The following is a 13,196-nucleotide window of genomic DNA, read 5'->3' as shown; positions in this document are numbered from 1 at the left end:
AAAAACCTGAGACCGATTTCAAATCGACTCAGGTTTTTTTATTAATTATATGCTTTTAACTAGTTCAACAACTTCTTCAGCAGTTGACATCATTAATGCTTTTTCTGCTAATGTTTCCATTTCTGCTTTTGACAACTTGCTTAGCTGTGTTCTTGCAGGAAGAATAGATGTTGCACTCATACTGAACTCATCTAAACCTAATCCTAATAATAATGGGATAGCAAGTGAATCGCCCGCCATCTCACCACACATACCAGCCCATTTGCCTTCTTTATGAGCAGCATCGATAACCATTTTTACAAGACGTAAAATAGATGGGTTATATGGTTGGTATAAGTATGATACTTGTTCGTTCATACGGTCTGCAGCCATTGTGTATTGGATTAAATCATTTGTTCCGATAGAGAAGAAGTCAACTTCTTTCGCGAATTGATCTGCTAATACTGCTGAAGCTGGAATTTCAACCATCATACCAACTTCAATAGAATCAGAAACAGTTGTACCCGCTTCTACAAGTTTCGCTTTCTCTTCTAATAAAATCGCTTTCGCTTGACGGAACTCATCAAGAGTTGCAATCATTGGGAACATAATTTTTAAGTTACCGTATACGCTAGCACGAAGTAATGCACGAAGTTGTGTACGGAACACATCTTGCTCATCAAGACATAAGCGAATTGCACGGTATCCTAAGAATGGGTTCATTTCTTTTGGTAAATGTAAGTATGGAAGCTCTTTATCTCCACCGATGTCAAGTGTACGAACAACGACTGGCTGACCTTCTTTTACACCTTCAAGAACTGCTTTATACGCTTCGAACTGCTCTTCTTCTGTTGGAAGATTGTCACGGCCCATGTATAAGAATTCTGTACGGTATAAGCCAACGCCTTCTCCGCCATTATCGATAATACCTTGTACATCATTTGGTGTTCCGATATTTGCAACAAGCTCAACGTGATGTCCGTCACTTGTTACAGTAGCTTGGTCTTTTAATTTAGCCCATTCAGCTTTTTGCTCTTCAAATTTCGCTTTCTTTTCTTCAAACGAACGAAGAGTTTCTTCTGATGGGTTTACAATTACTTCTCCATCTAAACCGTCAATGATAACGATATCGCCGTTTTGGATTTTCTCCATAACAACTTTCGTACCAACAACAGCTGGAATTTCCATAGAACGAGCCATAATTGCAGAGTGAGATGTACGTCCACCGATATCAGTAGTGAAACCTTTTGCATACTTACGGTTTAATTGAGCTGTATCAGATGGTGTTAAATCTTCAGCAATGATGATTACCTCTTCAGAAATTGTACCAGGATTTGAGAAGTTAATTCCTAGTAAATGTGCAAGAACGCGTTTTGTTACGTCACGAATGTCCGCAGCACGTTCTTTCATATATTCGTTATCCATGTTTTCAAACATAGAAATAAACATTGATGCAACTTCATCCATTGCAAATTCAGCATTTACTTTTTCGCTATTTACTTTATCTTTTACTGGATTTACTAGTTCTGGATCATTTAACACTAATAAATGTGCTTCAAAGATCGCAGCTTTGTCAGCACCTAGCTCAGCAAATGCGTGGTCCTTAATAGCTTCTAATTCAGTTTTTGCTTTCTCAAGCGCAGCGTCTAAGCGTGCAATTTCTGCAGCTTCGTTTGTAATTGATTTCTTTTCGATGTTAAATTCAGGATTTTCAAGTCTGAAAGCCTTTGCAATAGCAATCCCACTTGATGCAGCGATCCCTTGAATGTTAAGAGTCATTATTCTCCTAATCCTTCGTTTTTCATAGTTTCTTCGATAGCTGCTAGTGCTTGAGCTGCATCATCACCATTTGCAGTGATTTTAATTTCTGCGTTTTGTTGAATGCCTAAAGACATAACGCCCATGATTGATTTTAAGTTAACGTTCTTTCCGTTATACTCTAAGTTAATGTCAGAACCGAATTTGCTTGCAGTGTTTACAAGTAGAGTTGCTGGACGAGCATGAATTCCTGAGTCGCTAGTTACTTTAAAGATTTTTTCCATGATAATTTATCTCCTTTAAATTACAGTATTTTTTAGTTGTATAGACGTGAGTACTACATCATCTATTGTATATAATAGGCGATGTTCGGTCAACCACATCGCCTATTATAATTATAAACATTTTGCGTCAAATTCCTACTGAATGTCAATAATAGCGGTTTCGCCCTTCTTAACATTTCCATCTTTTTTCAATTCGACTTGTTGCCCTTGTTGTAAGTTTGTAAAGACAATTGGTGTAATGATAGATGGTGCATTTTCTTTTACAAATGCAAGATCTACTTTTAATAATGGTTGGCCTTGTTTCACCTTGTCGCCTTGTGCTACAAGCGCTTCAAAACCTTCACCATTTAATTTTACAGTATCAATACCGAAGTGGATTAAAATTTCTTTTCCGCCTTCAGATTGAATACCAATCGCATGTTTTGTAGGGAATACATTGACAATCTCACCGTTCACTGGAGAAACTACTGTTCCTTCAGTTGGCTCAATTGCAAATCCGTCTCCCATCATTTTTCCTGAGAATACTTGGTCAGGCACTTCTGTAATTGGTAAGATTTTCCCTTCGATTGGTGATACAATTGTTTCATTTTCATCAACTTTTTGAGGAGTTTCTTCCACTTTTACAGGTTCTTCTTTTTCAACATGAGGTGTACGACCTGACATAATATCATGAATTTGTGATTTTAATGTGTCAGATTTCGGTCCGAAAATAGCTTGAATGTTATTTCCAACTTCAAGTACACCAGCTGCTCCAAGTTCTTTTAAGCGGTCTTTGTTTACATTCTTTTGTTCGTTAACTTGAACACGTAAACGAGTAATACAAGCATCTAAAGAAGCAATGTTTTCTTTACCACCAAGTGCTACTAATACTTCACGAGGAAGTTCGCCTGCTTCTGCTTTTCCTGCGCCGTCATTTGCATTTGCCACTTCACGACCAGGTGTTTTTAGATTCCATTTACGAATTGCAAAGCGGAATCCGAAGTAGTAAATAACTGCTAGTACAAGACCAACAATAATTACCCACCACCATGCTGTACGGCCTGGTAGTACACCGAATAATAGGAAGTCAATTAAACCACCAGAGAATGTCATACCAATTTTAACACCTAAAATTTGCATTGTCATAAATGATAGACCAGCAAATACAGCGTGAATTCCGAATAATACTGGCGCTACGAATAAGAATGAAAATTCAAGTGGCTCTGTAATACCTGTTAAGAAAGATGTTAATGCTGCAGAACCTAAAATACCTGCTGCTAATTTTTTATTTTCTGGACGTGCTTCATGGTACATTGCTAAAGCTGCTGCTGGAAGACCGAACATCATGAACGGATACTTACCAGTTGTAAATGTACCTGCTGTTAATTCTACACCGTCTTTTAACTGTGCCATAAAGATTTTTTGGTCACCACGGATTAATTCGCCAGCTGCATTTGTATACTGACCGAATTCGAACCAGAACGGTGAATAGAAAATGTGATGTAATCCAAATGGAATTAATGAACGTTCAATTAAACCGAATATAAATGCTGCGATTGTTCTATTTGCATCAATCATTTGATGTGAGAACGTATTTAAGCCACCTTGAATGTATGGCCAAACGAAGCACATGATAATACCTACTATTAAAGAGAATGTTGCAGTTGCGATCGGTACGAAACGCTTACCTGCAAAGAAACCTAAGTATGATGGTAATTCAATGTTGAAGTATTTATTATAGCAATATGCCGCTACTATACCGACGATAATACCACCAAATACCCCTGTTTGTAGCGTTGGAATACCTAATACGTTCGCATACGCTGGATCTGCAAATCCAATTTTTACTGGGTCTGCTCCAGAACTTGTTACTTTCACTAGCTTATCTACTTCTAAGAACACACTCATCGTTTTGTTCATAATTAAGTAGCCGACGAATGCTGCTAAACCAGCTACTCCGTCTCCACCAGCTAAACCAATTGCTACCCCAACTGCGAATAATAATGCAAGGTTAGCGAAAATAATATCACCAGATTGTTCCATAATTTTTGCAACCATTACGAACCAATCTGCTTTTAAAGCAGGAATAACATTTGTTAACTGTGGATTTTGAAATGCATTACCAAATCCAAGTAAAATACCTGCCGCCGGTAAAATCGCTACTGGAAGCATTAACGCTTTTCCGACTTTTTGAAGAACACCAAAGATATTCTTAAACATGGAAACCCTTCCTCTCTTATCTATATTGATACCTTCCGACAAACGCCAAAAAGACATGAGGAAAAAAAGATAGAACGATAGCTATACAAAGGGTAGTATATCCCTTTCTCTAGCTTACATTCCTTACTTTTCTCCACTCATGCCTGATCGAATCAGTAACACGTGTCAAAAATAGGTTTACGTATAAGTTCACTATAATTAAGGCAAACGTTTTCGTTACTCACCTTAATGTGTTTGTCGAAATTTGTATAACTTTGCAATAGTTATTATACATAACTATTGTAAGCGATTCAATCATTTTTTTTAACGTTTTCATTTTAGACAAAAATATATGACTTTTTACACATGCTCTGCCTTTACTAAGCGTTGCAAGTGCATCGTTAAATAAATACTTTCAGCTTCATATACAGGTAGTTGCAACTCTTTTTGCATGACCTTAACTAGCTTCCAAGCCAAGTTATAGCAAACTGGATACTCCGCCTTTAATAAATCAGCAAAACTTTGCGATTCCTCTACTTTTTCTCCTTTTTTCACCCTCTCAATAGCATATTGAAGATGACGAATAAGACGTAAATAATGAATGCTCTCTTGATCTAATGTAATTTGTAAGTTTGTCTCAATTAAAGATACAAGTTGTGCAATAAGACGGGAGTTTTGATTAACTGAAGATAAATCAGAATTTGTAAGCGAACTGTAAATGTGCAGTGCAATAAAACCAATTTCTCCTTCAGGCAATGTAATTTGCAAACGAGAATTTAAAAGTTCTACAACACCTTCCGCAATTTCATATTCCTCTGGATAGAGCATTTTTGTTTCAACTAAAAAAGGGTTATCAATTGTAAGTCCTTGTTTTAACCTTTTAATCGCAAATGAAATATGATCTGTTAACGCAATATGAATATGTTCATTTAGTGGAGATTTCGCTTTTCCTTGAATGTACAGCATAATATCGTTCATCAATTCAATTAATTTTTCACTAATATGCGGCACTAATAATTTGTATTGTTCACGATCACGTTCATTTTTTAAGACAAACATTTTTTCGATTTGTTCTTGCTCCAATACATCTTTCGCTTTTTTCCCAAATCCAATTCCTTTACCAATCACTACTACTTCCTCGTGTTCCGGATGGCTAGCAATGATGACATTATTATTTAAAACTTTTTTAATTTCTAGATAATTACTCATATAACACCACCCTCGTACTTAAATAGCCTACTTTTATGTTACAGAATATTCTTCTTTGTCGTCAATGTAAAACATCTGCCATTTAATAAAAATTCATTTTTTAGACATGTTTATATATGATGCGTATAATGTAAGAGCAACTGTACATAGAAAGGAGATAACAGCATGATTAAAATGTTTGTAAGTGATATCGATGGTACAATGATGCAACACGGAGGTCTTATTGATGAACAAGATGTTGCGGCACTGCGCAGCCTTGCCGAACAAAATGTTATTCTTTGCTTCGCTTCCGGAAGACTTGATAATGAAATTGCAGACTTAATGAAAGCTGTGAATACAAATTTTCATCGTATTAGTGTAAATGGTGTTTTTGTATATACACATGAAAATAAACAACTATTATCTGCAACTTTTGATTCCAGCATACTTCCCGATTTGTTAGCTATGACGAATGAAGAGCCTTATTTCCGTTATGTAAGTGATGAGCATAATTATTACATTGAAGAGAAAACACCTTTTATTCAAGAACTTGAACAACAAGTAACTATGACTTCTGTTGAAGAACCAAACTTACTACAGAAGATTGATGATACAATTTTCCCAAATAAAATTTCTGTCGGCGGAACAAAGGAGAGCTTACAACTCCTTCAGAAAAAAATTGATGAAAAATTCCACGGGAAAGTTAGTACTTTCATCTCAGCAGAACAATGTTTAGATGTAATGCCACCGAATGTTAGTAAAGGCTCTGCCATTTCTGTTTTATTAAATGAGTTTCAAATAAAACCTGAGGAAATTGCTTGTATAGGGGATTCTTACAATGACATTCCTATGTTTTCTTTAACTCCTCACAGTTTTGCTATGTCACAAGCAGATGATGCAGTAAAAAATCACGCTCACTATGTAGTAAATCACGTCAAAGATGCTGTTAACCACGTAATTGCTCATAATAAAAATACGACTCATTCCTTATAAGGATGAGTCGTATTTTTATTTCTTTACATGTTAACCATTTTCAATTCCACTGTACTTCACAAACTGAAATATACTATTTGTTACGTGCGATATTCGTAATAAATTTATAACGATCTCCACGATAAATACATTTCACGTACTCTAGCGGTACCTCACCTTCTGAATATGACCATTGACGCATTACAAGTACAGGCGCCTTTTTAGGAATATGCAGATGTTCAGCTTCATTTTCCGTCGCAACGGAAGCTTCAATTGACTGAGTAGCGCTAACAAGTTTAAAGCCCAGTTTTTTCTCTAAATGTTCATATAAAGATTGTTGCAATATCTCTTCGTTAATATCTTTTACAAGAGCTGGCGACAAATATGTCGTCTCAAAAGCAATCGGTTCATCATCAGCTAAGCGAATACGCCTCACTTCATAAACCGATTCCCCCTCCTGTATTCTCAACCGGTCTGCTATTTTAGCAGTAGCTGGAACTAGGCGGAAACTAAGTAATTGACTACTTGGGTTCATCCCACGAGAAATCATGTCTTCTGTGAATCCCGTCATTCCTTGCAATTTTTGTTCCACTTTCGGAAGTTGGACAAATGTTCCAATTCCACGCTTCCGATATAAATAGCCTTGTTCCACTAAATTATTAATCGCCTGTCTGATTGTCATTCGACTCACTTCGAACTTATCACAAAGTTCATTCTCAGATGGGATTTTATCTCCCGGCTTCCATTCGCCGTCCTCAATTAGCTGTTTCACCCACTCTTGAATCTGATAATAGATCGGAAATGGTGAATACTTGTCGATGTTCATCAGCAATCGCCTCACTGCATAAAGATAGAGCTTCTTGATCAGCGATTACGGTTACATTCGGATGACGTTGTAAAACTGTAGCCGGACACTCTTCACTATATTCACCTTGCAATAATTCTTTAACAGCTTCTGCCTTTTTAGAACCCATAGCAACAAGTAGAACTTGTTTCGCTTTCATAATGCTTCCAATTCCCATTGTAATCGCATGAGTTGGCACATCTTCTTCTTTTTCGAAGAAGCGAAGGTTTGCTTGGCGTGTAGATTCTGTTAATTCAACAATGTTTGTTGGAGAATTAAACGGTGTTCCTGGCTCATTAAATCCGATGTGACCGTTTTCACCGATTCCAAGAATCTGTAGGTCAACTGGGTTAGCAGCTAGAATGCTCTCGTAACGTTTGCACTCTTCCTCTAAATCACTTGCCATCCCGTTTGGTACATAAGTTTGTTTAAATGGAAGATGATCAAACAACTGTTCTTGCATGAAATAGTGATAGCTGTTTTTATCTTCATGTGGTAAATTTACGTACTCATCTAAGTTTACAGTGGTTACACGGCTTGTATCAAGTTTATTTTTTCGCATTTCTGCATAAATACCTAATGGAGAGCTTCCTGTAGCCATTCCTAATGTTGGATTTTCTTTTGTTTTTACAACTTCTTCAATTAATTTATAACCTGCTTCTGCTAGTTCTTCTGGAGTTTTTACAACAAGAATATTCATTTAATTACTTCCCTTCCTTCATATGAATTCCTAAACGAACCGTATCATATACATGTAAATCTTCATTCATCACAACAAAGTCTGCATCTTTTCCTACCGCTAATGCACCTTTATTATTTAATCCAAACTCTTCTGCTTGGTTAACTGATGTCATCAGTACTGCATCTTCGATTGAACAACCTGTAAATTCAATTACATTTCGGAAAGCTTGATCCATTTTTAGAATACTACCAGCTAACGTTCCATCTTCTAATCGAGCACTACCATCTTTTACATGTACTGGCTGTCCGCCAAGCTCATATAATCCATCTTCAAGACCTTTTGCACGCATTGCGTCAGTAATAACACTTACTTTTTTTGGTCCTTTTAACTTATATGCTAATTTCACCATATCAGGGTGAATATGAATACCATCTGTAATTACTTCAACCATTACATCTGGATTTAATAACACATGACCAACAACTCCTGGTTCACGGTGATGTAATCCACGCATTTGATTGTATAAATGTGTTGCATGTGTAATTTTTCTATTTTTTAGTTGCCCATCAATTGCATCTGTATGCCCCATTGTGCCAACTACACCAGTTTCAGCAAGATATTGTTCAAACTCTAATGCTCCCTCTTCTTCTGGTGCATATGTTACTAATTTAATTAAATTCCCACTTGCTTCTTGCCATTGTTTAAATTGCTCAATATTTGCAGGAACGATATGTTCAAGTGGTTGTGCACCTGCACGTTTCTTTGAAACATAAGGTCCTTCTAAGTGAATATATTCGAAATGCGCTCCTTTTTCTTTTGCTTCTTTTGCAGCAGTTAACGCTGCTTCAATTGCCTCTGGAGCTTGTGTCATTGTTGTTGGGAAGTAAGTTGTAACCCCTTCTTTTAACATTTCTTTACCTAGAGTTACTAACCCATCGCTATTTGCATCCATCGCATCAATATCGTATCCACCATGAATATGAACATCGATCATACCTGGAATTACAATCTTCCCTGTAGCATCAAAAACAGTTTCATTTTCTTGTGGTACATATTGAGCCATCAAACCAATTTCTTTAATGGTTTCTGCGTAACGAATAAATCCGTTTTCCACTATTTCTTGACCTGTGTAAATTTTGGCATTGATGACAATTTGCGTTTTCATTTTCATCGATCCTTTCCCATGAATTACCTACTTGTTATTATTACCTTATTCGCCTAGTTCCATCTTAATATACACACGAGTAGTTGTCTATACATTCTAATAAAATTTCCTTTTTATTCAACAGAAAAGGAAATTTCTTACGTCTCTTATAATTATAATATATATTATTCATTTTTCCAAAAAGGGACAGTATCGCCCCCCTAATATAGAAATCACTTCAATAATGGCATTAACCCGCTAGACTCTAACATAATATGTTCACCATCTGTTTCCATTTCTACTGTACTTTTATTCGTTCTATATACCATTATACCGTGCCTTTTTAAGCGTTTCACTACACTTTGGTGAGGATGTCCATACGGATTACTACTCCCGTACGACAAAATAGCAAACTGCGGTTCCACTTTTTTTATAAACGTTTCACTTGTTGAAGTATATGAGCCGTGATGCCCCACTTTTAGCACATCTGCATGGACATCAAATTGTTTTAATATTTCATGTTCTGTCCGTACATCCGCGTCACCCATTAATAAAAAATCCGCTTTTCCATATCGCACCTTTAAAACAATTGAGGATTCATTATTTTCATCTTTTGATTTCCCGTTGTTTAATACTTGTATAGAAACATGTGGATCCAGCGGTATATATTGTCCTTCCTTTACTGAAACGAAAGGTATCCCTCTTTTTTTTATATTATTCCGATACGTATGATAAGTAAGAGAACTATATGTTTTTCCGCTATCTAATATAAGCGATACCGGCATTTGCTCTACAATTGGAATTAACCCCCCTATATGATCCATATCGGGATGCGTACTGACAATTACATCTAAATGATTAATCCCTTTCTCAATTAATTTCTGAATAATAACCTCTCCTGCTTCATAAGGTCCTCCATCAATTAACATTGTTTGTCCATTTGGCATTATAATAAGTGTTGCGTCACCTTGCCCCACTTTTAAAAAGCTCACTTTCATTTTACTAAGATGTTGCCGATGCATATGTAAAGGAGACGTAGTATGAATGGACATCATATACCTTTTAGCTGATGCGCTATTTAAAGAAAAACATAATAAAACAGAAACTAATAATAAAATAATCCGCATACCTCTCATAACTCGTCTCCTTTTTTCATTTAGTATGGCACTGTAAATAATTGATATACAAAAAAAGCTTAGCAAAATGCTAAGCTTTTATTTCGATATCTCTTGTAAGGAACCGAAGAATAAATCTGCTTCATTCATTTGTTCATTCTCTTCAGAAAGCGGTGGTAAATCATCTAATGTTTTCAATCCAAATGTGTCTAAAAATTCTTTTGTTGTTCCGTATAAAATAGGACGCCCTGGTCCTTCTGCTCTTCCCATTTCTTTTATAAGTAAATGTGAAACCAACGTTTGTAACGCCTTATCAGTTTTAACTCCTCTAATCTCTTCCATTTCAGTCCTTGTGATTGGTTGGCGATATGCAACAATCGCTAACGTTTCGAGGGCAGCTTGTGAGAGTGAAGCAGCTGTTGGTGTATCTATTAATTTTTGATAATATGAAGCATGTTCTTTCTTTGTAGCAAAACGATATACTTTTGCATACTGTACAATTTGCAAACCACGGTTTGCACCTTCACATTCTTGTTGCATTTCTTCTAAAATATTAATTGCTTCATTCATTTCAATTTCAAGAACTTTCGCTATTTGTTCTGGATAAATCCCTTCATCACCAGAAACAAATAAAAGGCCTTCAATAATTGACTTTTGTTCTTTCCTATCCATTTCACGAGCTCCTTCCTTCTATTTTCTCATAAAAATACACATCAAAAAACCGAATCACAATTAATGCGTTCGGTTCAATATTTTTTCTCTTGTTCCAAACGATACATTAAAACATAGCATGAGATAAAATGTTGCTATCCCATTTTCACATACTTGCTCTATGCAGATTTATTAGAGCTTGATACGAAAATTTCATCAAAATTATGTTCTTGCTCAATTATGATTTGTTGATTTTTCATAAGTTCCAGAACTGCTAAAAATGTTACAACCATTATTTCACGTTCATCATCAACAAACAAATCATAAAAACTTTGGCGACCACCCTTTATTTTTAACTGTTTTAAAATATCAGTCATTCGCTGTTCAATTGGTATTTCTTGACGAGTAATACGTGTTGTTACAGGTTTTTTTGCCTTTTTACGGCGCATTAATTTTTGAAATGCTGCTAGCATATCATATAACGTAACATCAAGAGGTAAGCTTGTCTCCTCTTCTTGTTGCAACGATGTAAAGTCAATTGGTGGACGTGTATATAGCTGTGCTCTTTCTTGTTCTCTTTCTTTTAACTCAGTAGCAACTTGCTTATATTTCTTATATTCAATTAACCTCTCCATCAATTCTTGACGAGGATCATCTATAAAATCATCACCGTTATCAAGTACATCTTCTTCATGTTTCGGCAACAACATCTTACTTTTAATTTGTAATAACGTTGCAGCCATTACTAAATACTCACTTGCAACATCTAATTGAAGTTCTTTCATCGTATGCACATAAGATAAATATTGCTCTGTAATATCTGCTACAGGAATATTATATATATCAATTTCATAACGATGTATTAAATGTAACAATAGATCTAACGGCCCTTCAAAAGCCTCTACTTTAAAATTATATTGCACAAAGCATCCCACCACATTTTTTCTATAACAACATAAGTATAGAGCATACTCATGTTCTATCCAACCTTTTTAAGAAATTTAATTAAAAATAGACCGATGCCTATGTCATCATGCCCACCACTTCATATGATAACAGTGTAGTAAGAACAATGTAGGAGGTCAAAAAACTATGGGTCACGTTGATTGTGGTTTTAGCGGTGGGTTCGCATTACTTGTTGTACTGTTTATTTTACTAATTATTGTAGGAGCAGCTTGCTTCTGCTAATATGAACAATAACGGCTAGGGGGAAACCTCCTAGTCGTTTATTGTTCATATTTCTATGATACACTTATATGTATAACCGTTAGATAGGAGCGAGAAAACATGTATCCTACCGAATACATACAATTTTTAATTCATTTCCATGGAGATTATGACTATTTTGAATGCCACGAAATACTAGAAGAGTATTGGAAGACAAAACCAAGAGGTAATCGTGATCATTACTTAGTTGGTCTCATTCAAATTGCAGTTTCTTTATACCACCAAAGACGTGCTAATTGGAATGGTTCTACAAAAATGATGAAAAGCGCAATTACAATTTTAGAAAAAAGCGGTGTGCCTTTACAACGTTTAGGAATTAATCAAGTACAACTTCTTTCCTTGCTCAATGAAAGATTGCAATCTATCCATAAAAAAGAACGTTTTGTACCTTTATTTTTACCCTTATCAGATTCATCGTTAGAGAAGCAGTGCATAGAGTTATGTCAAAAACAAAACCTCCCTTGGAAAGACTTGAATGCTATCCCAGGTGAATATATTATAAACAAGCACACTTTGCGTGATCGCACAGAGGTCATTACTGAACGAAACGAACAATTACAAAAAAGAAAGCAGAGATAATAAACTACTTATCTCTGCTTTCACGAATGTATATTTTGTTCTAGCCCTTTACATTTTTCGCAAAAACTTGCTGTTTGCTCATTTCCGCAAATTGTAAACTCAAGAAATTTACTCTTTAACTCTTGAACCATCTTCGTCCCAATCCCCACATGACGGTGAGACGGGTTCACACTCAAATGCTGAATTTCTAATACTTGATTCTCTTTTTTTACAATCCCCATTATTCCAACAAAATCTTCATTTTCTTTCCACAAATACAATTGCCAATCATCTTTTGCTTCATATTCTTTCATTGTCAATTGTAATGTTTTCACATCTTTTTCAGTTGGCATAAACGAAAGAAGCCCCATTGCAATTTTTTCATAACTTTTTTTAAAACGAATTAACATAACCCTTATCCCTTCTTACAAAAGTTACAAACTAGTAATCCCCTCAATCACTCTTTTCATATCACATTCATTTTACAATATTTTCAACAGAGTGAGAAGAGTCTAAAACAACTTGATAATCATACAAAGCGAAAAGAAGAAAGTCAAATCTATGTTTCAGCACTATTCCTTTAATAAATAGAGTTAAAAAAAGAAAATTTTATATG

General features: G+C 35.6%; 14 protein-coding genes. 3 read left to right on the top strand and 11 right to left on the bottom strand.

Translation table 11 applies throughout. The features are described 5' to 3' along the window. Positions 1–45: 45 nt before the first annotated feature. The 4 genes from ptsP to glcT form a co-directional block, all read right to left on the bottom strand. On the bottom strand, positions 46–1,758 hold the full coding sequence (gene ptsP, locus HMAS_RS04280) for a phosphoenolpyruvate--protein phosphotransferase (protein ID WP_000174207.1): 1,713 nt from the start codon (positions 1,756–1,758) through the stop codon (positions 46–48). Next, positions 1,758–2,021, bottom strand: a complete 264-nt coding sequence (gene ptsH / locus HMAS_RS04275; RefSeq protein WP_000411080.1) for a phosphocarrier protein HPr — start codon at positions 2,019–2,021, stop codon at positions 1,758–1,760. Before ptsH ends, ptsP begins: the two co-directional genes overlap by 1 nt. 135 nt (positions 2,022–2,156) lie before the next feature. Beyond that, a complete protein-coding gene (ptsG, locus tag HMAS_RS04270; RefSeq protein WP_000475799.1) occupies positions 2,157–4,220 on the bottom strand; it encodes a PTS glucose transporter subunit IIABC in 2,064 nt (687 codons plus the stop codon). 339 nt (positions 4,221–4,559) lie between these two features. Then, entirely contained in the window at positions 4,560–5,408 is an 849-nt protein-coding gene (gene glcT / locus HMAS_RS04265) for a glucose PTS transporter transcription antiterminator GlcT (protein WP_000073858.1), read from the bottom strand. 165 nt (positions 5,409–5,573) lie between these two features. Between glcT and HMAS_RS04260 the strand changes: the two genes are divergently transcribed. Next, positions 5,574–6,380, top strand: a complete 807-nt coding sequence (locus HMAS_RS04260) for a Cof-type HAD-IIB family hydrolase (RefSeq protein ID WP_000594248.1) — start codon at positions 5,574–5,576, stop codon at positions 6,378–6,380. 73 nt (positions 6,381–6,453) lie between these two features. Here the strand turns inward: HMAS_RS04260 and phnF are convergent, their stop codons facing one another. The 6 genes from phnF to scpA all read right to left on the bottom strand — a co-directional run bounded on the left by phnF (position 6,454) and on the right by scpA (position 11,718). Beyond that, entirely contained in the window at positions 6,454–7,185 is a 732-nt protein-coding gene (phnF, locus tag HMAS_RS04255) for a phosphonate metabolism transcriptional regulator PhnF (RefSeq protein WP_021727649.1), read from the bottom strand. Next, positions 7,115–7,903, bottom strand: coding sequence for a glucosamine-6-phosphate deaminase (gene nagB / locus HMAS_RS04250; protein WP_001024210.1), 789 nt, complete (start codon positions 7,901–7,903; stop codon positions 7,115–7,117). Before nagB ends, phnF begins: the two co-directional genes overlap by 71 nt. A gap of 4 nt (positions 7,904–7,907) precedes the next feature. Continuing rightward, a complete protein-coding gene (nagA, locus tag HMAS_RS04245) occupies positions 7,908–9,050 on the bottom strand; it encodes an N-acetylglucosamine-6-phosphate deacetylase (RefSeq protein ID WP_006928115.1) in 1,143 nt (380 codons plus the stop codon). Positions 9,051–9,262: 212 nt separating this feature from the next. Then, on the bottom strand, positions 9,263–10,165 hold the full coding sequence (locus HMAS_RS04240; RefSeq protein WP_001214830.1) for a ComEC/Rec2 family competence protein: 903 nt from the start codon (positions 10,163–10,165) through the stop codon (positions 9,263–9,265). 78 nt (positions 10,166–10,243) lie between these two features. After that, entirely contained in the window at positions 10,244–10,816 is a 573-nt protein-coding gene (gene scpB, locus HMAS_RS04235; protein ID WP_000375168.1) for a segregation/condensation protein ScpB, read from the bottom strand. A gap of 158 nt (positions 10,817–10,974) precedes the next feature. After that, the gene (gene scpA / locus HMAS_RS04225) at positions 10,975–11,718 is read right to left on the bottom strand and encodes a segregation/condensation protein A (protein WP_001199753.1); all 744 of its coding nucleotides are present in this window, start codon (positions 11,716–11,718) and stop codon (positions 10,975–10,977) included. 169 nt (positions 11,719–11,887) lie between these two features. On the opposite strand from scpA, the gene HMAS_RS04220 reads away from it, so the two are divergent. After that, on the top strand, positions 11,888–11,983 hold the full coding sequence (locus HMAS_RS04220) for a YjcZ family sporulation protein (protein ID WP_000510194.1): 96 nt from the start codon (positions 11,888–11,890) through the stop codon (positions 11,981–11,983). A gap of 99 nt (positions 11,984–12,082) precedes the next feature. Further along, positions 12,083–12,601 (top strand): DUF309 domain-containing protein, encoded by a 519-nt coding sequence (locus HMAS_RS04215; protein WP_000283596.1) that lies wholly within the window; start codon positions 12,083–12,085, stop codon positions 12,599–12,601. A 20-nt stretch (positions 12,602–12,621) separates the two neighbouring features. On the opposite strand, the gene ribT is transcribed toward HMAS_RS04215, so the two are convergent. After that, positions 12,622–12,990: a GNAT family N-acetyltransferase RibT gene (gene ribT, locus HMAS_RS04210; protein WP_000908401.1), complete on the bottom strand. Its 369-nt coding sequence runs from the start codon at positions 12,988–12,990 to the stop codon at positions 12,622–12,624. Positions 12,991–13,196: the final 206 nt, after the last annotated feature.

The organism is Bacillus sp. HMA207 (assembly GCF_003402455.1).
Lineage (GTDB): Bacteria > Bacillota > Bacilli > Bacillales > Bacillaceae_G > Bacillus_A > Bacillus_A cereus.
The sequence above is the reverse complement of the archived record's forward strand: the minus strand, read 5'-3'. Positions and strand labels throughout refer to the sequence as shown.

Bases quoted from the DNA above. Each gene is read 5' to 3' on its own strand.
- scpB (WP_000375168.1), bottom strand. From the start codon at position 10,816: ATGGATAGGAAAGAACAAAAGTCAATTATTGAAGGCCTTTTATTTGTT.
- HMAS_RS04260 (WP_000594248.1), top strand. From the start codon at position 5,574: ATGATTAAAATGTTTGTAAGTGATATCGATGGTACAATGATGCAACAC.
- ptsH (WP_000411080.1), bottom strand. From the start codon at position 2,021: ATGGAAAAAATCTTTAAAGTAACTAGCGACTCAGGAATTCATGCTCGT.
- ptsG (WP_000475799.1), bottom strand. From the start codon at position 4,220: ATGTTTAAGAATATCTTTGGTGTTCTTCAAAAAGTCGGAAAAGCGTTA.
- HMAS_RS04215 (WP_000283596.1), top strand. From the start codon at position 12,083: ATGTATCCTACCGAATACATACAATTTTTAATTCATTTCCATGGAGAT.
- ptsP (WP_000174207.1), bottom strand. From the start codon at position 1,758: ATGACTCTTAACATTCAAGGGATCGCTGCATCAAGTGGGATTGCTATT.
- HMAS_RS04240 (WP_001214830.1), bottom strand. From the start codon at position 10,165: ATGAGAGGTATGCGGATTATTTTATTATTAGTTTCTGTTTTATTATGT.
- phnF (WP_021727649.1), bottom strand. From the start codon at position 7,185: ATGAACATCGACAAGTATTCACCATTTCCGATCTATTATCAGATTCAA.
- nagA (WP_006928115.1), bottom strand. From the start codon at position 9,050: ATGAAAACGCAAATTGTCATCAATGCCAAAATTTACACAGGTCAAGAA.
- HMAS_RS04220 (WP_000510194.1), top strand. From the start codon at position 11,888: ATGGGTCACGTTGATTGTGGTTTTAGCGGTGGGTTCGCATTACTTGTT.
- glcT (WP_000073858.1), bottom strand. From the start codon at position 5,408: ATGAGTAATTATCTAGAAATTAAAAAAGTTTTAAATAATAATGTCATC.
- ribT (WP_000908401.1), bottom strand. From the start codon at position 12,990: ATGTTAATTCGTTTTAAAAAAAGTTATGAAAAAATTGCAATGGGGCTT.
- nagB (WP_001024210.1), bottom strand. From the start codon at position 7,903: ATGAATATTCTTGTTGTAAAAACTCCAGAAGAACTAGCAGAAGCAGGT.